We start from the raw sequence: 22,418 nt of genomic DNA, 5'->3' as shown, positions 1-22,418 counted from the left end.
ACCGCCAACAACCCCAATCTAAAGACCGATAATGATAAATTTGACTCAAAAAAGGATCCTAGCAAAGTTTTGATTGCTTGGATCCTTTTTAATTACTGTTTTCGGCTAGTTATGTCCCAGCCTCTTCAATTATTCTAATCCAAGCACATCCTGAATGACACGAACAATACGATCAACATATTTATTACATTCTTCTTCCGTTCTTGCCTCTATCATTACCCGAACAAGCGGTTCTGTTCCAGAAGGTCGAACTAATACTCGTCCATCATTACCAAGTTCTTTTTCTACCGCTTCAATCTCTTGCAAAATAACCGGATTTGTCAACGCCTCATTCTTGTCAATTACTTTCACATTTTTCAATACCTGAGGGAAGATCTGCATTTCAGCAGCCAACTCCGATAAAGGTTTTCCTGTCTCTTTCATAACGTTAACCAGCTGTAGAGCAGAAAGCATACCATCACCAGTTGTAATGAAGTCAAGGAAAATAATATGTCCAGATTGCTCCCCACCTAAGTTGTATCCGCCTTTCCTCATCTCTTCCATGACATAGCGGTCACCGACAGCAGTTTTTTCACTCTGCATACCATTTTCTTCTAAAGCTTTATAAAAGCCGATGTTACTCATAACGGTGGAGACAATGGTATCATTACGAAGAGCTCCTTTTTCCTTCATGTATTTTCCACAAATATACATGATTTGGTCGCCATCCACGATGTTACCTTTTTCATCGACCGCAATTAGACGGTCTCCATCTCCATCAAAGGCTAAACCGACATCCGCTTCTTTTTCTAAGACAAGCTCTCTTACAGCTTCAGGGTGAGTAGACCCAACCCCTTCATTTATGTTCAACCCGTTTGGAGAAGTACCAATTGTATAAATATCAGCTTCCAAATCGGCAAACAGATGGGTTGCCAGACTTGACGTCGCACCATGTGCACAATCCAGAGCAATAGTGAGTCCAGCAAAATCATTATCAATCGTATCCTTCAGGTAGGAAAGATATTTTTGTCCGCCTTCAAAATAAGCATTTACTGTCCCAACGTTTGCGCCTACAGGACGTGGGAGTTGATCTTCTTCATCTATCAACTTTTCAATTTCCGCTTCCTGTTCATCAGTCAGTTTGAATCCGTCTGGACCAAAGAATTTAATTCCATTATCCTCCACTGGATTATGGGAAGCTGAAATCATGATACCTGCATCTGCGCTCATTGCTTTTGTCAAATATGCTACTCCAGGTGTGGAAATCACACCGAGACGCATGACCTCTGCACCAATGGAAAGTAAACCTGCCAATAGTGCTCCTTCAAGCATATGGCCAGAAATACGTGTATCTCTACCGATAATAATTTTTGGGTTTTCCGTTTCCTTTGTTAACACATAGCCTCCAACACGGCCTAATTTAAAAGCAAGTTCAGGTGTAAGACTCTCGTTCGCAACTCCTCGTACACCATCGGTCCCAAAATACTTTTTCATTTATACCTCTCCTTTAATTAGCAACTAAGGGTTAGTTTTAGGTTATTCGATTTCAATCGTAACTTCTTCATATTCAGGGGTTACTGTAAGACTCTCATCTGCATCCCAATCAATCGTAACCGGTACAGTATGTTCTCCCGGCTCCAACCCATCGACATTTACAACCACTCGGATATCATCCGGATTAAGTTCCCGCATCAACGCCTCATTACCGGTTACCTTAATATCCATTTGGGCATTCTCAGGCTCGATGAAGGTGATGTCTTGTCCATCCGATAAATCTTCTTCTTCAATCCCTATAGCTTCGATTACTCTCGTTTCTTCCACTTGGATGGTTACTTCAAGTGTTTCCACTTCTCCCGTACTGACACCCTCTGGTAAATCAAATCCTACTTCTATAGTCCCCGACTCTGTAATTTGTGATAAATCAATTTCTTCTGTTGAAATGGAATCAATACCCTCGAGAACTTCACTTACTGCGTAGATTTCCACCTCTTCTAGATTAGCAGATACAGACAGTGAGGAAAAATTCTCTGGTAGTTCACCTGTTCTCTCCACTTTGATTGGGACAACCTTACTTGGGTTTACAAAGTCCACCGAGACAACAACTGATTCCCTATCTAATCGGACGTTCATTTCATTTCCCTGCGTATCATATACATTAATTGGAACTTCTCGATTTCGAATCGGACTGTCCACCCCACCTACGTCAACGTAGATTTTTACAACACCGATTTGTTCCATAATTCTTCTTGATGTAGTAATTGTTACACTTGATTGTTCCAATTCATATTTGCCTACCTCATATCCTTGTGGCAGGTCATCCGTATTTAAAAATTCAACCGCAATTGGAAATTCTTCCGTTGCTCTTTCCTCAATTGTAACATCAATTGATTTCGGTTCGATATAGACCCGGATGTCATCCGAAAGGGTATGTTGAAGCTCTACCGGATGATTCCCTTCTTCAAGACCTCTCAAGTCAACGAAAACAGAAAAATTACGATTAAAAATCGCTGGCATGATGGTCGCAGGTGATCCTTCCAACGTTACAGTTGCAAATTCCGGAACCCCACTGACAACGTAATTCTCTGAATCGATTTTAATCTCAACTGGAACATCATCCAGTCTTTGTGTTTGAATATTTCTCCCCGGGATAGAGGAATCAGCTCCACTGGAATTCGTTTCAACATTCACGAAAATAAATAATGTAACTGCAAACGCCAATGCCAGCACGCGAATAAACCATTTGCTTTGAAACCAATTATCCATTTTGTTTCGCCCCCCGTTTCTTACCCGGTTTTTCAGAGGTAGTCGGATGTAAAGAAAGATGCTCCCTTAACATTTCAGTTAATGCTTCTTCCTCCAGATCACGATGCAATTTTCCATTAACGGTACAAGATATTGCACCAGTTTCTTCAGAGACAACGATTGTCAGTGCATCGGTTACTTCACTGATTCCCATTGCAGCACGATGCCTCGTTCCAAGCTCCTTTGAAATAAAAGGACTTTCAGATAAAGGGAGATAACACGCAGCAGCGATAATCTTACCTTTTTTTATAATTACTGCACCATCATGAAGCGGGGTGTTCGGTGTGAATATATTTGTCAAAAGCTGATGACTTAATTTCCCATTAATCGGGATTCCCGTCTCCGCATAATCGCCTATCCCTGTTTCTTTCTCGATTGAAATCAACGCCCCAATTCGGCGCTTAGCCATATATGTACAGGAGCTGACAATTGCTTCAATCTGGTCTTCCAATTTTTCTTTAGACTTTGCACTTCTTGTGAAAATGCTTCCTCTACCAAGTTGTTCTAAAGCTCTTCTTAGTTCTGGCTGGAATAAAATAATAATAACTATAATACCCCATTCAATAAACTGGTTCGTAAAAAATCGAACCGTCTGTAGGTTAAAAGCAATACTTAAAAGCCAAATTGTCAGTATGACAGCTATCCCTTTCAATAACTGCACGGCTTTTGTACCGCGAACAAGCATCATCAATTTATAAAGTACATACCAGATGAGAGCTATGTCAACGGTTATTCTGAGTATGGTTATCAGGTCGAATCCCCCATCAAGCATGGTCACACGTCCTTTTAAAATGAGTTGAAAATTGGATAATTAATCCTCCATTTTATAATAAGCAAAAATCAATGAATCTTATGTTTACTTGCTGCTTATTATACCATAATTCCCTGTTATCATGTGAACAAACGACGGACTCATACCATATAAATTTGTTGACTTCCATACAACCTATTACTAGGGTTCAGAACATTTGTATTAAAAGGGGAAACAATTGCATTATGATCAATAAAAAACCTGCGCGTCAATTACTGACGAGCAGGTTATAAAAAGTTAAAAATCAAATATTGATTTTGCAAAGTTCTTCAATTGGTACCATATCCAATCGAACACTTTATCGACCGTTTCAAACTCCCCATTTATTTCACCTACAGAAGCCATTAAACCACTATTATCCAAAGGATCGTCATCAATCAATTTTCCATTAATCAATGTGACATCGCCATCGACGGTTCCTTTTATAATCAGATTCCCGTTCTTCACGAGCAGATCCCCTTCAACAACCTCCCCTTCAGGTACAATCACTGTATCCCCTTCAATAACAAGGTTTTCCTGCTTAGAGACAACCAACTGGTTCTCTTGTTCCCATGTGAAAAACACTCCCGAGAACATGAGGATAAAGAAAATGGCAGCAGCTGTAAGCATGGGATGCATTTTAAACCAGCGCGTATATTTTACCCGCTTTTTCTCTGTTGGGAGATTGCGCATCACATTAGCAGTAAAATTTGCAGGCGCTTCAAACCGCTCCGCACTTTGGATTAATGTAATTGTCCTTTTCAACTCACGGAAATGCTCTTGACAACTTTCACAGTCTTCAAGATGCATGGATAATTGTCTTTCTTCTTCATTCGATATATCTCCATCCAAATGTTTATGCATCAACCCAACAATTTCTGGATTACATTTCAATGGGACCACACTCCTTTACACATGACGAAGCCTCTTACGTAAAGCTTCCCGACCTCGGTGAATCCTTGTTTTAACGGTTCCAATTGGGATATCCAAGATTTCACTAATTTCCTTCAAGGAAAATTCTTCTAAATACCTTAAAATGATGATACTGCGGTATTTCGATGGAAGCTGAAGTATTTCTTTATGAATATATCGCTGCAACTCATTGCTCTCCACCTCTTCTACAATAGGTGTCTCCTCACTTTGAAGCTGGGAGTACATATCCAAACCATCCGTACCTTTGACTTCGGCATCCAGAAAATAGTCCGGCTTTCGTTTGCGCAATCTGTCAATGGATAGATTTGTTGCAATCCGGTAGAGCCAACTTGAAAACTTCCGCTTATCATCAAAGGAATGAATATTCACATATGCTCGTATAAAAGCTTCTTGTGCGATATCTTCTGCCTCATGTGCATTACCAAGCATCCGGTAGCAGTGCTGGTATATTTTATTTTGGTAAAATGAGACCAAATCCTCAAAGGCAGATTGATCCCCTTTTTTCACTAACTTAACTTTCTCCCTAATCATCTGATCCATACATTTACCTCCGCCTACAATGCGGTACTGTTATTACGAAATAGACACTAAAAAGGTTTCATTCTTTCCGCTAATATTTTTTTCTTTTTAAAATGAGCTCTGTTAGACGATCCAGCAAAATCAAATTATCCACCAAAGAAAATAATTTATTTATACTAATTTATATCCTATCAATTTTATCAAATTTTTCAAAGTTTACTCTTGCTATTTTCAGGGTATTTTCTTATTATAGTATACTAGATAGGAGGAAGCTTTGGTGAGTAAATTAATATTATTAGAAAAAATCGAAGCCTGTCGTGAAGAATTAATTTCCTTAAGTAGCGATCATGATCTTACATCACAGGCCGTAATTGAATCTAGTATGAAGTTGGACACGCTGATCTATAAATATCAAAACTACGACAACTATGAGCTTGCTTCCAGATAAACTTTTTCCTGAGGTATATTTAAATAGAACAACATCAGCGACGACTAATGGCAAATATACCATTTAATCAATGATTATATATAGCAGTAAGTATTCCAAATACTAGTGACAGAAAAAAGACATAAATCTCAGGAGACGAGGTTTATGTCTTTTTATTTTAAATTGTGTTTATCGTGGCACCTTGGGCATAAGAAGAAATGGAAAGCGGTTTGATACCAGCTTCTTCCCACGCACGATATAAGAGATCTGCTTGCTTTTCATTCGGCATAAAGGCTATGCCACAGTCACCGCCACCTGCTCCTGATGGCTTTCCTGCTCCCTGGAGGTCTTCCGCCAATTCACATAACGTACTTAAGAGTGGAGTTTCAATCGATACCTTTGCCTGTTTACCAACTGTCGCAAGTGCTTCACGATTGGCCTTCACTCCTTCAAATAATAATTCATTGTTTTCGGTTTCCATGCCAGTCAATAATGTATGTACGGCACGTCCACTCTTCTCAAGAAATTCCTCGAAAGCTATCGGATTATCTGTTTTCAATTGCAAAATGCGTTCGACAAGTTTCGTAGTCGATGCAGGTCTTCCCGTCCAACCTACACAGAAGTAAACTGATGCAGGCAAAGAAAGACGCTTGATCGAAAGGTAGATCCAGTCACTTTCAATTAGTTCGCTGATGGTAGATGTTTTTCTAGAAGCATCAAGTAACCATTCTGCCTGAAAAGATGAATACTGTAAAATCCCTCCATAAACAGAAGCTGCCACATCTGCTCCTGATCCGCTCCCCTGTATATTTACATGAGCTAAGGCTGCCAATTTAAAAACGACATCCTTATTTGGCTCTTCTGTTGAAAAGCGTGCCATTATGGCTGTCACAACGGCAACAACCACAGCTGCACTAGAACCCAATCCATATTTCACACCGGATTGGTCATCCAATTCACTGCGGACGGAAAGTTTGAAGCTGTCTATTGATATCCCTTGCTCCTCTAAGTAGGTGCAAGTAATCTTCATTGCTTCACGAACAAAGGAAAGGCGCTCGTCTGTTGATTGTATGTTGATTTCTCCACCTTGGTAATTCCATTTCAAATCATGCAACTTGAAATCTTCCAAGTTGAGCAAACGCTCCTCGGAATCCTTTATGGCCGCATAAACAAAGCGGTCGACAGCCGTCACTGCAAGATGTTGATGTGGTACGAGTACCGCAAATTCACCTGCAACCATAAGTTTACCAGGTACTTGAATCGTCATGTTGTTGTTCGACAATTTACTCCACTCCTAAAGATAGCTTACTCCTGGTCCTGGTTTACTAAGTATAACATCTGTAACCCCTGGCACTTCTCGGAGGATACGCTCCACTTGTTCCTCGTACTCTGGCAAATATAACACTTTAACATTTGGACCTGCATCAATTGTAAAGTAGGCAGGTATCCCTTGTTCACGCATTTCCTGAACCTGTTGCATCACACGAATCGTCGAATCGATCCAGTACGTAAACGGAGGTTTTGCAGCCAGAGAAGTTGCGTGCATTTTCAAGCAATTCGCCTCAGCAATTTCACCTAGCCGAGTAAAATCTTTATCACTAATTGCCTTTTTTATTTGAGAAAGGTCTTCTGGAATACTCTTTAACCAACCTTCATAAAAAGGAGAAGTTTCTACTGTCCTACGCATTCCAGCGCGACTAGAGATTTTTTTCATTTTTGAAGTCAAGACAACTCCTGCCATTCTGACATCCCAATGATTTTCTGAAGCTATAGGAACAGCATAAGAGTCGGAACCATCTTCCTTTTCGCCCATTTCCCATTCTGCAAAACCACCATAAATGGAACGGCTTGAAGAACCCGAACCTTGACGAGTCAATCGAGAAAGCTCGGTATCACTTAAATCCAATCCAATTGCTTTCGTTGCTGCCGCTGTTAGTGCGGCAAAACCAGATGCAGATGAAGCAAACCCCGCTGCTGTTGGAACCTGGTTATAAGATTTGACTCGCGCAAACAAGTCCTCCTTATCAGCCATCCGTCTTATTAAATCTAAAAAGGCAGTCACGCGTTTATATGCTTCACCCATAACAGGCTCGCCATCCAGCTCAAAATAATCCTCTTTCAGGTCCTCTTGAAAGTCTACAGTGGTCGTTGTGTAGAATCCATCTAATGTAAGAGAAAGACTGTTGTTTGTCGGCAGAATCAGTTCGTCATTCCGCTTTCCCCAATATTTAATCAAGGCAATATTCGTATGCGCTTTTGCTGTAGCTTTCATAATAATCCCCTTTACCATTTAATTACAATATAAAACAAAGGCGGAAGCGCCCGTTTAGGGACGTGCAGACTGGAACGGACCGCAGGAGATAAAGGATACACGACGAACGAAGAGAGTCGATGTTGACTTATCGGACGGAGGTACGTGAAGTCTGGCAGTCCCTGGGCGCTGGAGCCGGACGTGGCCCCACCAGTGTATTATTACATCCTTAAAATTTTTATAATTTCCTATACTACAAAGAAAGTAACCAAATATGAGCTTCTCAGGCTTATATCTGGTTACTTATCAAAAAGATTAACCATTTTTCTTCAACACAAATGGCCAAACAGTATGGGCACCAAATTGTTTTAATTTCTCAGCGAGCTGTTTGCAGTGCACTTCGTTTTGCGCCAATGCAATGATACATCCACCATTTCCTCCACCAGTGAGCTTTGCACCTAGTGCACCTTCTTGTCTGGCAAAGCGAATCAAGCGATTTAACACTGCATCACTTACCCCGAGGTATTCAAGCTCTTTTTGAGCTTCGTTCAGCATATATCCAAGGAAATGTTTACTCGCCTTTTCGAGTGCGCCTTTAGCATCATGCGTCAATTCACCAATTCGGTCGAGTTTTCTTTGGATTTTACGTGGCGCTTTCTTCAGTAATCTTGTCACTGATTGTACAGAGGTTCTCGTATCCGCATCTTGCCCTGAATCTGCGACAATAAAGTGTAAATCCTCTTTCACGCCAATCCTTTCGATTGGATGGTTTTTCTCAAACCAGATTGGTGAGTCAGATGTAATGGTGAACGTATCTATCCCACTTGGGGAACCATGTGCATAGGTTTCTGCAATATGAGCAAGCTTCAGCAGTTCCTCTTGAGTACATTCACGGTCCGCATAATTAAATAAAGAACGAATGATAGATACTGCTACAGAAGCGCTGGACCCAAGACCCTTCCCTGGTGGGATGGAGGAGTTAATACGAATAATCATATCCTCCGCAGGAAGATCTAAATATTCCAATGTATCTGTAGTACAGTTGGTTATGCCACGCAACTCTTCTGGCGCCATATGAAGCGGTCCATAATAGAAACTGCTATCTAGCTTTAATGGTCCTGGCATATACTCAACCACGGTCTCTACACCAATTAACGGAAACGGAATAGCAATTGCAGGCTGTCCGTGTACAACCGCATGCTCTCCGATTAAAATTAGCTTACTATGAGCTATACCAATAGCTGTTTTTGTTGAAGTTGAGACTTTTTCTGCACTCATCGTTTGTATTTTTCCACCAATTCTTTAGCTTTTCCAACACGGATTTCATTTATTTTAATCAATTCTTTTGCAATGATATCAATCATCTCCCCTGTAGCGCCTGCTGCAATCGCAACAGAGCGAGAATGCAAGGTCATATGTCCTTTTTGAATGCCGTCTGTCGCCAACGCCTTAAGTGCACCTAAGTTTTGAGCAAGACCTACAGTAACAATTACCTCGGCCAACTCTTTCGCGCTACTTACATCCAATAACTTAAGGGCCATTTTAGCCAACGGGTGGACGCGGGTAGCACCACCGACAGTTCCTACCGACATTGGCAATTCTAATTCACCTACAAGATTACCTTGCTCATCTTTCCACCATGTAGTCATGGAAGTATACTGTCCATCTTTAACAGCATAGGCATGTGCACCTGCCTCAACTGCACGCCAATCATTCCCGGTAGCAATCACTACAGGGTCAACGCCATTCATAATCCCCTTATTATGAGTAACTGCTCTATAAGGATCCGATGCTGCAAACTCATAAGCGTGAATGACACCATCCCGTACTTCTTCCCCGGAAAAATCCCCTGTCTTCAATAAATGTGGAGGAATGACACAACGGGCACGAGCTAAACTCCGATCAGCAAGATTCGATAAAATTCGCAAATAAACTTTACCACTTGTAATCTTTTCCACTAAAGGAGCAATCGATTCTGCCATCGTATTAATTAAATTGGCACCCATCGCATCCACCGTATTTACATAAAGATGGACTATCAGCATTTTACCGAAGGCCGAATCAGCCTCTTCATTTAAAATCCGTACATCCAAGTCCTCTGCACCACCGCCGCGGCGAACAATACTTGGAAAAGCCTCATTCGCTGCTTTAATCAGTGCATCTTTGTTTTCCAAAACAGCCGTCTTCGCCTGTTGAAAATCTGGACAGCCGACTACTTGGATTTGTCCGATCATGACTCGATCGGTAGATTCGGCAGTAAAGCCTCCTGCATCCCGAACAATTTTCGCAATATGACTAGCGGAGGCAACAACAGAAGCTTCCTCAATAGCCATCGGTATGATATATTCTTTCCCATTTATTAAGAAATTCAATCCCAAACCTAAAGGAAGCTGAAAAGTACCAACTACATTTTCAATCATATTATCAGCAATATCCTGAGCCAATGGAGCCTCAGCACTTAGCGTTGCCAGCTCTTCTTCCGTAAAAGGATACATGCTATGAATAAGTTCTTTTCTTTCTTCAATTGTTTTTTTATAGAAACCAGGTATTCTGGACGATTTCATGCCGGATCATCCTTTAGTATGTTATTGAGAGTTGTTTTTATCAATAGAAATTTATAATTCTCTAAATGATTATAACACGTTCCCTCGGATTTTTTGTAGAAACTGCTATTTATTTTTACAAAAAAGCCCGTTTATTGATAGTCTCTATCTATTATGTTGAACATTTACTTATATTGCAAACAAAAACAAGGCTCAATTTAAAGGAGCCTTGTTTTTAACAGCGGTTATTCATTTTGTGATAATTAAATAAAAAGGATGAGCCATACAGGATTCGAACCTGTGACCCTCTGATTAAAAGTCAGATGCTCTACCAACTGAGCTAATGGCTCGTGATGTCTATATTGTTCTGGTTAGTTTTCTTGAGCAAGTTGTTTGAAAGCTCGTCGTGTTGCAAGCTGACTCAGCGAAGATTACACTCCTCGCAGGCCGCTACCACGATGCAGTTTCAATGATGCAATCCGCGGCGTGCTCTACCAACTGAGCTAATGGCTCGTGATGTCTATATTGTTCTGGTTAGTTTTCTTGAGCAAGCATCTATACTAATTATAAGTTACCCGTAATCTCAAAAAGTTAACCTACATATCAAAAATAACTTGTCCAAAAACAAAAAAATGGCTGGGCTACTAGGATTCGAACCTAGGAATGACGGGACCAAAACCCGTTGCCTTACCGCTTGGCTATAGCCCAACAATAAAAGTGGTGGAGGGGGGCAGATTCGAACTGCCGAACCCTGAGGGAGCGGATTTACAGTCCGCCGCGTTTAGCCACTTCGCTACCCCTCCACAATATTATTTGCAATTGTAATTGTCTTATTCCATAATCTTTTAAAAAAGTGGTGCCGGCCAGAGGACTTGAACCCCCAACCTACTGATTACAAGTCAGTTGCTCTACCAATTGAGCTAGGCCGGCAGATTAAAATTATGAACTGATTTGTTCACTTGAGCTAGCTGTTTGAAAGCTCGTCGTGTTGCAAGTTGTTTCAGTGAAGATTACACTCCTCGCAGGCCGCTTCAGAGAAACAGATCAAGGATGTATTTCGCGGCGTGCTCTACCAATTGAGCTAGGCCGGCAGATAGTATTACGTGGCTTGCCTCTATCATTTAAGGTAAGCCGAGAGAAATTAAAAAAGCTTCACAATGTAAGCTGATTTATAATGGTGACCCGTACGGGATTCGAACCCGTGTTACCGCCGTGAAAGGGCGGTGTCTTAACCGCTTGACCAACGGGCCAGTGTAATAATCATTTAATAATGATGTTTTTTCAAACTGACGATTTACATTATATCTAGTATTTTTCATTTTGTAAAGACCTAAATCAAATATTTTTTATATTTTTTTTCAACCAACCATTTAACCACTATTTTCGCTTACATTATCTCACTCCTTCAACTTTTAATAGAGTATTTTTACTTCCTTTTACTAACTTGTCCTACTTCTTAACTTGTTTGCACCCCCTTTAGCTCACAACATCTTTCAGACTGTTGCGAGCTAAATTAGTACCTGCTATTATGAACTAAACTATGGTTTTTATTTCTCTATATAGGAACATAAGGTATAATATAAAAAAACAGCTTTTATGGAGGTATACCATGTCTGGCTTATTAGAAGGAAAAAATATTGTTGTAATGGGTGTCGCAAACGAAAGAAGTATCGCTTGGGGAATTACTAAATCTCTGCACCATCAAGGAGCAAATCTAATCTTTACGAATAGGCAGGAGCGTTCTAGAAAGAAACTAGAAAAACTTCTAGAAAAACATGATATTCCCGCTAAATTAATCGTTTCCTTAGATGTTGCGGATGATTCTAGTATCGAAACCGCATTCAGTGAAATTAAAGATAATGTAGGCATCATTCATGGACTTGTCCACTCAGTAGCGTTTGCAAAGCGCGAGGAGTTGGATGGTGAATATGCAGACACTTCCCGGGACGGTTATCTGCTGGCCCATGAGATCAGTGCATACTCATTAGTTGCTGTAACTAGGGCTGCAAAAGAACTAATGACTGAAGGCGGTAGTATCGTTACCCAAACATACATCGGCTCAGAACGCGTAATTCCGAATTACAATATTATGGGTGTGGCTAAAGCTTCCCTTGAAGCGAGTGTCCGTTATCTAGCTGAAGATGTTGGGAAATACGATATAAGAGTAAATGCCATTTCAGCCGGACCAATTCGCACCATATCCGCTAAAGGAGTTTCTGGTTTCAACGAAAAAGCAAGTGTCGTTACGGAAAAAGCACCACTTCGTCGCAATGTCGACCAAGATCAGGTTGGAGATGCAACCATGTTTTTCCTAAGTGATCTTTCTCGAGGTGTCACTGGAGAAGTTTTACACGTAGACTCAGGATTCCATATTATCGGTGGTTAAGGAACAAAAAAAGATGCTTTTATGCTGTGCATGCAAAAAAGCGTCTTTTTTTATTCGCTACATACATATAATAATAAGGGGTGAATAAATGATAGATTGGTTTCTAACTCTTAGAGGAGATACATTTACTGCATTCGGTTTCAGCCATATCTTCATGTTGATCCTGTATATTATATGTGTTTTCTTACTTTTACTATTTCATCGGGAAATCAAGACGAATACAAAGATCTTCCAACGTATTCGGTGGTTTCTATTCGTTCTATTAGTCGGTTCAGAGATTATTTATCAAACCTGGACAGCCTTCCATGGAATCTGGGTATATCATCTGCCCTTCCATCTATGTGGTGTTGCCAGTCTGGTTGGAGCAATTGCTTTATTTACATTAAATAGAAAACTCATGGTAATCACCTTTTTTATCGGATTCATTCCAGCCTTTTTGGCATTAATCACCCCAGAGTTGCCTTATGATTTCCCTAATTTCCGGTACTTCAAATTTTTCATCCACCACATAGCAATTTCGACTACGAGTGTTTTTATCGCCGTTACAGCCAAACCTGGAACAATTACATTTAAAAACATGACCCACACGTATACCATATTAATTATCTACGCATTATATGTAGGATTTATCATAAATCCTTGGCTTGAGGCCAACTATCTTTATCTATCCAGCCCGCCTATCGTTGCAACGCCACTCGATTGGTTCGGCAACGGTATTTGGTACCGCATTAATTTGGGTCTAGTCGCATTCATCGTATTCCTGCTCCAATTTCTTACATTCCGTTGGCTGAAAAAGAGAGAATATATATAAAAGAATCCCAATCGTCTTGTCTTTCGACGATTGGGATTCTTTCTATAAATAGAACCATCTCTCTTTTAAAGCTAAAAGAACTGCATTGGTTCGATCTTTTACTTCTAATTTACCTAAAATAGAAGTGATGTGATTTTTTACTGTTTTGTCTGATATATCTAAGTTCACTGCAATCTCTTCATTCTGGCAACCCTTCACCAGCTCTCCCAACACTTCCCATTCTCTCCTGGTCAATAAGCCGATCGGTCTACGCACTTCTCCTTGGGAAACTTGTTTATATTTATCATAGATAACATTGGAAATGATGGGATGTACATAAGTAATCCCTCTTTGTATGTATTTAATCCCATCGACCAATTCTTCCACACTCATACCAACACTAAAAAAGCCAACTAAATCAAAATGTGTATAATCATCAATTGCATTCACTTCTGAATCAGGTAGAATTACCGCCACCTTTGTATCAGCAAACCTATAATTCCGTACTACTTCACGAACAGAAATATGAGCCTCTAAATCCAATATGACTAAATCACTATCAGTCTTCGCTTGAAATAAGTCATCGATGAACGCCGCGTTATAAACATGAAGTTCATGGTCAGGAAGCATTTCTTTTACCATCTCTACTACTGTTTCCTTGTGAACTTCAGCCCCCATTACAAATGATATGACACTCATTATTTTGCCAACTCCTATATAATATCTTTCTATATTATTGCGTACCATCTTCAAAAGTAATCACTTTGTCTCAGTTAATCAAAAACACCAAATATTTAATCCTAGTTCTATTTTATCATAATTAAAGATTATGGTATAACTTTAATCTATTCTGTAAGTAAAAAAATACCTTTTAAAGAATCAGTTCTACTGTAAAAAGGCACCTTTTTATCCTCCGAGTGTACTTTTTCTCTATTTCGGGTATTAAAGAGAGAATAATTGAGAAACCAAAGGAGAAAAGAACGTGAAAAAAATTACTTGGATAATTTTATCTCTTTTATTGAGTGTCTATATTGGCACACTTATTTTCCACCAAACAAAAGAACTACCTGATGGGACTTCTTATCTTGGTGAGGAGCATTGGCTCACAGAGGATGAGATTTCCTTCTTATATGATTTGACTTATCAAAAAGAAGGAGAAGAAGTCTATGAGCATGAAATTTTTAATACAGTCTTTCAAATGATAGAGGAAGCAGAGGAATTTATTATCATTGACATGTTTATGATCAATGATTTCTCTGATGAAGGTCGAGACTTTCCTGAGGTAAGTAAGATGTTTTCAGATAAAATTAAAACCCAACTTGAAAAATTCCCTGAACTCCAAGTGGTTATCATTACAGACGATATAAATCGGAGTTATCATTCTCATGATGCTACATACATTGATTATTTGGCAGATTATGGGGCAGAAATAATCTATACAGATTTATCCAAGCTACGGGATCCAAACATACTCTATTCAGGTATTTGGAGAATGTTCTTCCAATGGTTCGGTCAGGAAGGAAATGGTTGGTTGCCGAACCCCTTTGGAGAGACTTCTCCAGATGTCACCCTCCGCTCCTATCTAGCTCTATTGAATATTAAGGCAAATCATCGGAAAGCGATAATAACTGAAGCTGAAGGCCTCGTACTATCAGCAAATGCACATGATTCAAGTGGATTCCATTCTAATGTGGCGATTAAAGTAACGGGTCCCATCATTAAAGACATGATCGAAGCGGAGCACGCAGTAGCCGCATTTTCCGGTGGAAATTTAGATGCATTTCCGAATGTGCAACAACTAGAAAATCACTTTCCTCCTAAACAACGTTCAGAAGAGCGAACCATTCGAGCACAAATCTTAACGGAAAATAAAATTGAAACTAGCTTTATAGCTGCCCTGGAAAAATTAACTCGGGGTGATGAAGCTTGGCTAGGAATGTTTTACCTTTCCGACAGGACTGTAATTGGTGCATTACAAGAAGCAGCAAATCGGGGTGTTGAAGTCCGGATAATTTTAGACCCTAATGAGAATGCATTCGGTTCGCAGAAAATCGGCTTACCAAATATCCCTGTCGCAAAAGAATTGGTAGATGATACGAACGGAAAAGTTGAAATTAAGTGGTATCTTACAAATGAAGAACAATATCATTCTAAAATAGCTTATCTTAAAGGGAGTAAAGAAAGTTATGTTACAGCTGGGTCTACAAATTTCACTTCCCGGAATTTAGATAATTATAATATGGAAAATAATATAGCAGTAACTGCACCAAATACCAGTGGATTCATCCAGGAAATCGATGATTACTTTAAAAGGATTTGGAATAATGAAGACGCAGACTTTACAATTCCACATGACTCGAAAGAAGATGTTTTAACTCCAGTGAAATATGGGTTATATTGGGTACAAAAAACACTCCGTTTCACAACATATTAAATTAGATAAAGACAAATGACCTTGCTATACACCATGTACCCACCTTTTCATAATTTTATCTACAGCAATCAATATGGTAAACTATCTATATTGTGAAAGCATCTCCTTAAACACGATGCATTCTATGTGACTAATAGTACTTTCAATGAAAGGAAGGATTACCATGACAAAATTATCATATAGTGGTTTTAAATATGGAACGACTGATGTTGAAGTAAAATTGCTGGCGGATATACAAAATGATTGGATTGAGGTAACACATACGAAGCAAGTATCTCAAGTAATGAATAAAACAACAGGCGAATATATTCAAGTAAACCGAAACTCCTTAACGTGTGAAGTTGTTTCATAGTAAGACGTTACTTTGATGTATTAAATGGACGGATATTATAACATGTAATCTAACCGGCTTAACTCTGCATTCAGTAGGGTTAAGCCGGTTATTCATTCCTCACACCTATCCACACATGAATACTGATCATGGTGCCCAGATTGACTACTCTCCTCTCTTCGTCTTACACTAGTTAATAATTACAGCGGATGAAAGTAGGATGCTTGTATGGATAAACAATTAAAGGATTTCAATATACACTTGCAACACATTGAAACGCTTGCTCCGAAAATAAATCAAGGTATCCAAATCATTCTTGTCATCAATGGAGAACTTCATGTTGAAACAAACTCTAGGTACTATCATTTGGCTGCAGAGGACCTGCTCATCATCAATCATAATCAATTATTTCAAGCAGCTGGAAGTAATGATAATCGGACACTAATGATTACAATATCAGACTCCTTTATGAGCAATTATTACGAGGCCTACCACAATAGCCGTTTTGATTGTTTTTCCAGGGAAATCGATTTAGGTAAAGAGTCAATCATTCATGCATTATTGAAACTTATTGCCGAAACAGCAATTGCTCATTTCCGCAAAAATGAAGGGTACAAAATCGAGATTCAAAGTCATATTAGTGAAATCCTGCTTATTTTGATTCGCAGATTTAGAACGGAAAGTAAAAGCATACAACGAGTAGATAGCGAAGATAAGCAAATTCAGCAGATCCATTCCTTTATGGAAGAAAATTATGATCGACCAATCACTTTAGATGATATTGCGGATCATTTTTATTTATCTCCAGGATATCTCTCCCGCTATTTCAAGGAGAAAACAGGGATTGGATTTAAAAGGTTCTTAATGAACATTAGAATGGAACATGCACTAAAAGAATTATTGTATACACCTTATTCCATCTCACAAATCGCAATTAACAACGGATTTCCAAATACAAAATCCTTTACAAGTCTTTTTAAAGAAACTTATAAAATGACACCGACAGAATACCGAGAGAGGCATCAAGTTGAGAGAAAAGATAAAGTTACTTACTATGAACAGGACGTTGAATTTAACATTATCTCTTTCCAAAACATCCTCGGTAAACTTGGTATATATATGGAGAATACGAATAAAAGATTCAACTCCACTGAAACTAGAATGGAAAGAGTTGAAATTGATATAAACGGACCAATTATAGATGACCCCATTATCTATCGGCCAAAACATAATCTGTCAATTGGTGAATTAAGAGAAATACTTAAAGATAGTGTCCGGACACAAATTTTAACCGCCAAAAAAGATTTACATTTAGAATATATAGCAGTCCGCAATTTGATTCACGGAACAACAATTATTCCAGAAGTTGAAACAGATGAAATAATTGCTACAACCTCTCCATATTTTGATTTGGACTATGCGCTCAACTTCTTAAGACAAAATGATCTTTCCTTATTTGTACGTGTTGATTACCGAGAAATAACAAGGGATGAGGATCAATTTTTCACAAAACTGCGAGACTTGATCGCCCACTGTTTAAACCTTTATGGAAATTCATTTGTAGAAACGTGGTACTTCATGTTCTATGAGCCATATCACACAGGGGTGAGTCCCAATGAATTGAAAAGAGTCTATACAACCCTCTATCGGAATTTAAAAAATATCATCCCTTCCATCAATGTAGGGACATTCATTCCATATTCCTATCAGACAGAAAAACTAAGTAAACAGCATGTATGGATGCTCGAAAGAGATACGAAAATCGACTTTTTCGCTTACGAGGCGAATCAAAATGAAATTATTGATTTTGAGGAACTAGGAGATAATCGGTTTTCATTGGAAAAGGATTATATAAAAAATAAGACATTGAAAATAAAATCCTATCTGCGCAAACATAGAAAAGATAGACCAATTCATATGGTTAGCTGGAATGTACTTTCAGGCAATACACGACATACGAATGGAACTTTCTTTCGTGGTGCTTTGATCATGAAAAGCGCCCTTGATGTTGCCAGAGATGTTGAATCGATGGGTTTCTGGATTAATACCCATCAACATGAAAAGTTGGGGAAAAATCGAAAAATCCGTTTAGAAGGTATGGAGCTTTACCATTATTTCAGTGGTAAACGTCCTGCTTTCTTTGCGATGCATTTCCTCGAAAGGCTGCAAGGAGAACTCATCGCGGTAGGGGAAGAATTCGTATTAGCCAAAAATGAAAGAGGGTACCAGCTCATCTTGATGAACCCTAATAATGTGAACCCTTATTATTCAATCGAAGAGACTTTAATGAATAAGTTAAACAAGGAAATCAATATTAATATTGCTGGTATGGAACCAGGGGAGTATCAAGTCCGGAAACGTGTATTTGATAAAGAGCACGGAGCATTGTATACCAAATGGTGGGAATTGAACAGCAAGTACGGAATGGATGAGGAAGTGATCGATTATATCGTCAATACGAACCAGCCTTCCCTGGAACTTTTTGATGAGACAATCGGGGACGAAGGAACTCTATCCTTATATTCTTACCTAACGAATAATGCAATTCATTTTTATGACATAAGAAGAACATGGAATTAATGGGTATTTACATCTTGTCCTATTATCTTATGAAATTGGAGCAAATTACAATGCATAGATCAGTCCTCTAAAACAACATTGTTTTAGAGGACTTTTTGCTTGCCTAGAGCTTTCCTAATTTACCTGTTCGTACTTTTTCAGCAATGATAAATCTACAAATTTAATTGAAAGAACTTCTCCGCAAGACAAACAAACCGTCAATTGCTTGTCGAAATCCGGCACTTTGACAAATGAATCTCCATTACAAGACTTACACTTCAACTAAATCCGCCTCCCATAAAGTTCTTGTATTATCTAATTCATTAATACGGATCATTCGCTGATTTTGTTTCATTTTACTTACAGTAAATTCCAATATCCTACAATATCTGACATAGTGTATAACTGAAGAGCAGCCGTTACAGCCAATTAAATCGATTCATAAAATAAAAGTACTAGAGGAGGTGTTGATATGAATAGGGCACCTATCAACGGAAGAGGCTGGTGTATTTTCCCCGGTTATCGTTGGTGTGGTCCTGGCTGCAATGGACCTGGATACCCCACAAATGCAGTAGATGCTTGCTGTATGCGCCATGACTTGTGCTTGCAACAAGGACGTGATCGCTGTTATTGTGATTACATGTTTTTAGAATGTTTGCGTCCTTATCTAGATGGACCTTATCCAGAAAACAGGCATGCCCGGTTGATGTATCATACTATACTACTATACGATTAAAGACGAAATTTACATGCCGTTGATAGCAATTAAATGATAATATCATCGTATTATTTCAATTATTCTACCTATAAATTAAGATAAGACTTTTAGACAGAAAGTATCCTCCCATAGGCATTTAACCCATTCAATCTGTCCCGTTCAACATATAGTATCAATATAGATGATCATCCCATTCCGGAACACACTGATTGTTAGTAAATGATGGGTTGAATTAACAGCGAGGAGGAATATTTATGTATGGATTCGGCGGTGGTTATGGCTGTGGTTGCAACAATTATGTAAGCCCTAGTTATGGACACGGAGCTAGCAATACATTTGTTTTGATTGTCGTATTATTTATCCTACTCATTATCGTTGGTGCGACCTGCTATAAATAAACCACGTAAAAATGCCAGCCACTAAAAGTGGCTGGCTGAATTTTTACCTTTATATAGTGTACATAATAAAAGAGCTTCCAGCCGGGATTGAACCGACGACCTCTTCCTTACCATGGAAGCGCTCTACCTACTGAGCTATGGAAGCATTTAATCTCTGCAAATAAAAAAATGGCTCCACAGGTAGGATTCGAACCTACGACCGATCGGTTAACAGCCGATTGCTCTACCACTGAGCTACTGTGGAAAATCATCAATTTTATTTGTAAATAATATTATACCATGTATTAAATACAATGCAAGATTTTTAAAAATCCTAAGATACATTGACTTGTATCTCAGGATTTTTATTTCGTCATTATGGATTTAACTTATTTTTTTGAACCGAGGGAAGAAAAGCTTCATGAACAATTGACCGAAAGGGAAAATATAAATAATGAACGCTGCAACAATTCCAACAATCCATGACATTTCATAAAGAGGTTGGAAGAACGGTACAAATAATCCAATTAAACAAAGAACACCAGCAATCACTAGTGTGATGATTGCATTTATGTTAAAGCCGTTTTTATAATTGTATTTTCCATTTCGTGAATATAGTTCTTTTAAATCTAAGTTCGTTTTATCAACCACAAAATATTGGGCTAACATAATACCTGTTATTGGCGCCAATAAGCCCCCGACAATACTTAAAAACGTAAAGATACTAGTCGAGTTTTCCATCAGCTTCCAAGGCATTAGGAAGATTGCAATCAGCGCAGCTAGTGTCGCACCTGATTTGAAAGTAAGGTGTTTTGGAAACAGTGACGCCAACTGATAACCAGCTGGAACAATATTTCCTGTAACATTAACTGATAATGTTGTTAGACATAGCGTCAACACCGAAAGCAATTTCGGAACCAACAATGATTGCAATACTAGCTACAGCAAATAATAAATAAGTTACAACTAAACCAACTGTTTGTCCAACAGCTTGGTCTTTTGGTGTACGAGAAAGTCTAGTAAAATCTGATACACTAACCATCGGGGCTGCCCAAGCTGCGACAATCACAGTAACAGCACCTAAAAATACAATGATTGGATTTCCACTGATTCCAGATCCCGTATAACTTAAAATTGGACCAATACCACCAGCTAAGTTGATTGCCCAAATTGCCATACCACCAAAAACAATATAAACAAGTGGAGATAAAATATTAGCAAATTTCCCTAACAAGTCCATTCCACCATAGATTAAAGCAACGTTGAATGCCCAAAATATAAGAAATGAGATTAAGCCTGGTAATGATAATCCCAACAGGTTCCAATCGCCACCTAGCGTTAGAAATCCTGGCCATATTTTACCGATTAAGATCGCTAAAGCCTGGCTTCCTGCGAACGTCTGAAATCCAAACCACATAATCGCAGCAATAACTCCCCTTAACACACCAGGAATAACTGCACCTTTATTTCCAAATGAAGAACGTAACAACATAGCAAATGGCAAACCATACTTTGATCCAGCATGCCCGTTCAACACCAGGATTGCCGCAATTAAAATTGCCGCAACCATAATTGCAGAAAATACCTGTCCTACTGATAGTCCAATGGCAAACAGCCCACCGATTGCAATATAGTTCGGAATGTTATGCACAGAACCCATCCAGATAGTAGTATAATTGCTGATACCCCAATTTCTCTTTTCCTTTATCGTTGGTAGAATGTCTTCACTAAAACCATTTTGCTTTAGTTCTTCTCTATTTAAGTGTTCCAAATGGAATACTCCTTTCACGGTTAGGAACAAAACCTTTTAAAATACAAACCCTTCATTCCGCTTTTAAAGATTCCACAGTATTCTAACTCATATCTTGTCCAACCAAGTTATATTAATGCAGATATTTAATAAGAATGATATCCACAATTACTCTTTTATATCAGTGTAATTATACACTGTATAAACTTGATAATATATTGTCTTTTATATAGAAAAACACTATCGATTTTTAGGAAGAGTTGCTAAAAATCATCCATATAAGATACCCATTCCATAAATTTAATAATGATAAACATAAAAAAACCATTCTCACGATTGTGAGAATGGTCGATGAGAGCTTCCAGCCGGAATCGAACCGACGACCTCTTCCTTACCATGGAAGCGCTCTACCTACTGAGCTATGGAAGCATTTAATCTCTGCAAATAAAAAAATGGCTCCACAGGTAGGATTCGAACCTACGACCGATCGGTTAACAGCCGATTGCTCTACCACTGAGCTACTGTGGAACAATATCATTTAATTAATTTGGTTTGGCCTGGCAACGTCCTACTCTTGCAGAGACAAAGTCTCAACTACCATCGGCGCTGGAAAGCTTAACTGCTGTGTTCGGTATGGGAACAGGTGTGACCTTTCCGCCATCATTACCAGACCTATAAGATTAAATATATATTTGTACCTTGAAAACTAAATAAGAGTAATGGAACGACATCAAAATAGAATTTAGTTAAGTCCTCGATCGATTAGTATTTGTCAGCTCCACATGTCACCATGCTTCTACCTCAAACCTATCAACCTCATCGTCTCTGA

General features: G+C 38.9%; 19 protein-coding genes, 9 tRNA genes, 2 rRNA genes and 1 pseudogene. 8 read left to right on the top strand and 23 right to left on the bottom strand.

The window, feature by feature from the left end; translation table 11 throughout:
• Nucleotides 1–129: 129 nt before the first annotated feature.
• The 5 genes from glmM to sigW all read right to left on the bottom strand — a co-directional run bounded on the left by glmM (nt 130) and on the right by sigW (nt 5,044).
• On the bottom strand, nt 130–1,473 hold the full coding sequence (glmM, locus tag M3210_RS17475) for a phosphoglucosamine mutase (protein ID WP_251517067.1): 1,344 nt from the start codon (nt 1,471–1,473) through the stop codon (nt 130–132).
• Nucleotides 1,474–1,515: 42 nt separating this feature from the next.
• On the bottom strand, nt 1,516–2,742 hold the full coding sequence (locus M3210_RS17470; protein WP_251517064.1) for a CdaR family protein: 1,227 nt from the start codon (nt 2,740–2,742) through the stop codon (nt 1,516–1,518).
• Nucleotides 2,735–3,553: a diadenylate cyclase CdaA gene (gene cdaA / locus M3210_RS17465; RefSeq protein WP_251517062.1), complete on the bottom strand. Its 819-nt coding sequence runs from the start codon at nt 3,551–3,553 to the stop codon at nt 2,735–2,737. Before cdaA ends, M3210_RS17470 begins: the two co-directional genes overlap by 8 nt.
• Before the next feature lie 276 nt (nt 3,554–3,829).
• On the bottom strand, nt 3,830–4,465 hold the full coding sequence (rsiW, locus tag M3210_RS17460) for an anti-sigma-W factor RsiW (RefSeq protein ID WP_251517060.1): 636 nt from the start codon (nt 4,463–4,465) through the stop codon (nt 3,830–3,832).
• A 15-nt stretch (nt 4,466–4,480) separates the two neighbouring features.
• Complete coding sequence (sigW, locus tag M3210_RS17455) at nt 4,481–5,044, bottom strand: RNA polymerase sigma factor SigW (RefSeq protein ID WP_251517058.1); 564 nt, start codon at nt 5,042–5,044, stop codon at nt 4,481–4,483.
• A gap of 256 nt (nt 5,045–5,300) precedes the next feature.
• Between sigW and M3210_RS17450 the strand changes: the two genes are divergently transcribed.
• Nucleotides 5,301–5,471 carry an aspartyl-phosphate phosphatase Spo0E family protein gene (locus M3210_RS17450; protein WP_251517069.1) on the top strand — a complete coding sequence of 57 codons (171 nt, stop codon included), beginning with the start codon at nt 5,301–5,303 and terminating at the stop codon, nt 5,469–5,471.
• Between the two features lie 157 nt (nt 5,472–5,628).
• On the opposite strand, the gene M3210_RS17445 is transcribed toward M3210_RS17450, so the two are convergent.
• The 9 genes from M3210_RS17445 to M3210_RS17405 form a co-directional block, all read right to left on the bottom strand.
• On the bottom strand, nt 5,629–6,732 hold the full coding sequence (locus tag M3210_RS17445; RefSeq protein ID WP_251517056.1) for a phosphomevalonate kinase: 1,104 nt from the start codon (nt 6,730–6,732) through the stop codon (nt 5,629–5,631).
• Between the two features lie 12 nt (nt 6,733–6,744).
• Nucleotides 6,745–7,722, bottom strand: a complete 978-nt coding sequence (gene mvaD / locus M3210_RS17440; protein WP_251517055.1) for a diphosphomevalonate decarboxylase — start codon at nt 7,720–7,722, stop codon at nt 6,745–6,747.
• 294 nt (nt 7,723–8,016) lie between these two features.
• Complete coding sequence (gene mvk, locus M3210_RS17435) at nt 8,017–8,979, bottom strand: mevalonate kinase (RefSeq protein WP_251517053.1); 963 nt, start codon at nt 8,977–8,979, stop codon at nt 8,017–8,019.
• Entirely contained in the window at nt 8,976–10,265 is a 1,290-nt protein-coding gene (locus tag M3210_RS17430; protein ID WP_251517050.1) for a hydroxymethylglutaryl-CoA reductase, degradative, read from the bottom strand. The genes mvk and M3210_RS17430 overlap by 4 nt, the downstream gene beginning before the upstream one ends.
• Nucleotides 10,266–10,521: 256 nt before the next feature.
• A tRNA-Lys gene (locus M3210_RS17425) sits at nt 10,522–10,594 on the bottom strand.
• Nucleotides 10,595–10,877: 283 nt separating this feature from the next.
• A tRNA-Gln gene (locus tag M3210_RS17420) sits at nt 10,878–10,952 on the bottom strand.
• Between the two features lie 10 nt (nt 10,953–10,962).
• Nucleotides 10,963–11,047 (bottom strand) — tRNA-Tyr (locus M3210_RS17415).
• 51 nt (nt 11,048–11,098) lie between these two features.
• Nucleotides 11,099–11,174, bottom strand: a tRNA-Thr gene (locus M3210_RS17410).
• Nucleotides 11,175–11,419: 245 nt separating this feature from the next.
• Nucleotides 11,420–11,494: transfer RNA gene (locus M3210_RS17405), tRNA-Glu, on the bottom strand.
• 359 nt (nt 11,495–11,853) lie between these two features.
• On the opposite strand from M3210_RS17405, the gene fabI reads away from it, so the two are divergent.
• A complete protein-coding gene (gene fabI, locus M3210_RS17400) occupies nt 11,854–12,630 on the top strand; it encodes an enoyl-ACP reductase FabI (protein ID WP_251517047.1) in 777 nt (258 codons plus the stop codon).
• A gap of 88 nt (nt 12,631–12,718) precedes the next feature.
• Entirely contained in the window at nt 12,719–13,441 is a 723-nt protein-coding gene (locus M3210_RS17395; RefSeq protein ID WP_251517045.1) for a YwaF family protein, read from the top strand.
• A gap of 42 nt (nt 13,442–13,483) precedes the next feature.
• Here the strand turns inward: M3210_RS17395 and M3210_RS17390 are convergent, their stop codons facing one another.
• Entirely contained in the window at nt 13,484–14,119 is a 636-nt protein-coding gene (locus M3210_RS17390) for a response regulator transcription factor (protein ID WP_251517042.1), read from the bottom strand.
• 283 nt (nt 14,120–14,402) lie between these two features.
• Here M3210_RS17390 and M3210_RS20630 point away from each other — a divergent pair, with 283 nt between their 5' ends.
• The 3 genes from M3210_RS20630 (at nt 14,403) to M3210_RS17375 (ending at nt 18,765) form a co-directional block, all read left to right on the top strand.
• Nucleotides 14,403–15,854: a phospholipase D-like domain-containing protein gene (locus M3210_RS20630; RefSeq protein ID WP_251517039.1), complete on the top strand. Its 1,452-nt coding sequence runs from the start codon at nt 14,403–14,405 to the stop codon at nt 15,852–15,854.
• A gap of 163 nt (nt 15,855–16,017) precedes the next feature.
• On the top strand, nt 16,018–16,206 hold the full coding sequence (locus M3210_RS17380) for a hypothetical protein (protein WP_251517036.1): 189 nt from the start codon (nt 16,018–16,020) through the stop codon (nt 16,204–16,206).
• A 207-nt stretch (nt 16,207–16,413) separates the two neighbouring features.
• Nucleotides 16,414–18,765, top strand: a complete 2,352-nt coding sequence (locus M3210_RS17375) for a helix-turn-helix domain-containing protein (RefSeq protein ID WP_251517034.1) — start codon at nt 16,414–16,416, stop codon at nt 18,763–18,765.
• A gap of 114 nt (nt 18,766–18,879) precedes the next feature.
• Here the strand turns inward: M3210_RS17375 and M3210_RS17370 are convergent, their stop codons facing one another.
• Nucleotides 18,880–19,026 (bottom strand): hypothetical protein, encoded by a 147-nt coding sequence (locus tag M3210_RS17370; protein WP_251517031.1) that lies wholly within the window; start codon nt 19,024–19,026, stop codon nt 18,880–18,882.
• 190 nt (nt 19,027–19,216) lie between these two features.
• Between M3210_RS17370 and M3210_RS17365 the strand changes: the two genes are divergently transcribed.
• Nucleotides 19,217–19,480 (top strand): phospholipase, encoded by a 264-nt coding sequence (locus tag M3210_RS17365; protein ID WP_251517029.1) that lies wholly within the window; start codon nt 19,217–19,219, stop codon nt 19,478–19,480.
• A gap of 236 nt (nt 19,481–19,716) precedes the next feature.
• Nucleotides 19,717–19,860, top strand: a complete 144-nt coding sequence (locus M3210_RS17360; RefSeq protein ID WP_251517027.1) for a YjcZ family sporulation protein — start codon at nt 19,717–19,719, stop codon at nt 19,858–19,860.
• A gap of 72 nt (nt 19,861–19,932) precedes the next feature.
• On the opposite strand, the gene M3210_RS17355 is transcribed toward M3210_RS17360, so the two are convergent.
• The 7 genes and pseudogenes from M3210_RS17355 to M3210_RS17325 all read right to left on the bottom strand — a co-directional run.
• Nucleotides 19,933–20,005 (bottom strand) — tRNA-Thr (locus tag M3210_RS17355).
• 24 nt (nt 20,006–20,029) lie between these two features.
• Nucleotides 20,030–20,104 (bottom strand) — tRNA-Asn (locus M3210_RS17350).
• Nucleotides 20,105–20,223: 119 nt separating this feature from the next.
• Nucleotides 20,224–21,499: pseudogene (locus M3210_RS17345) on the bottom strand (cytosine permease).
• A gap of 446 nt (nt 21,500–21,945) precedes the next feature.
• Nucleotides 21,946–22,018, bottom strand: a tRNA-Thr gene (locus M3210_RS17340).
• Between the two features lie 24 nt (nt 22,019–22,042).
• Nucleotides 22,043–22,117, bottom strand: a tRNA-Asn gene (locus M3210_RS17335).
• Nucleotides 22,118–22,144: 27 nt separating this feature from the next.
• Nucleotides 22,145–22,260: ribosomal RNA gene (rrf, locus tag M3210_RS17330) — 5S ribosomal RNA — on the bottom strand.
• A gap of 71 nt (nt 22,261–22,331) precedes the next feature.
• Nucleotides 22,332–22,418, bottom strand: a 23S ribosomal RNA gene (locus M3210_RS17325); the annotation flags it as partial.

Source organism: Oceanobacillus luteolus (assembly GCF_023715655.1).
Taxonomy (GTDB): Bacteria; Bacillota; Bacilli; order Bacillales; family Amphibacillaceae; genus Oceanobacillus; species Oceanobacillus luteolus.
This window is presented reverse-complemented; position numbering and strand designations above follow the sequence as displayed.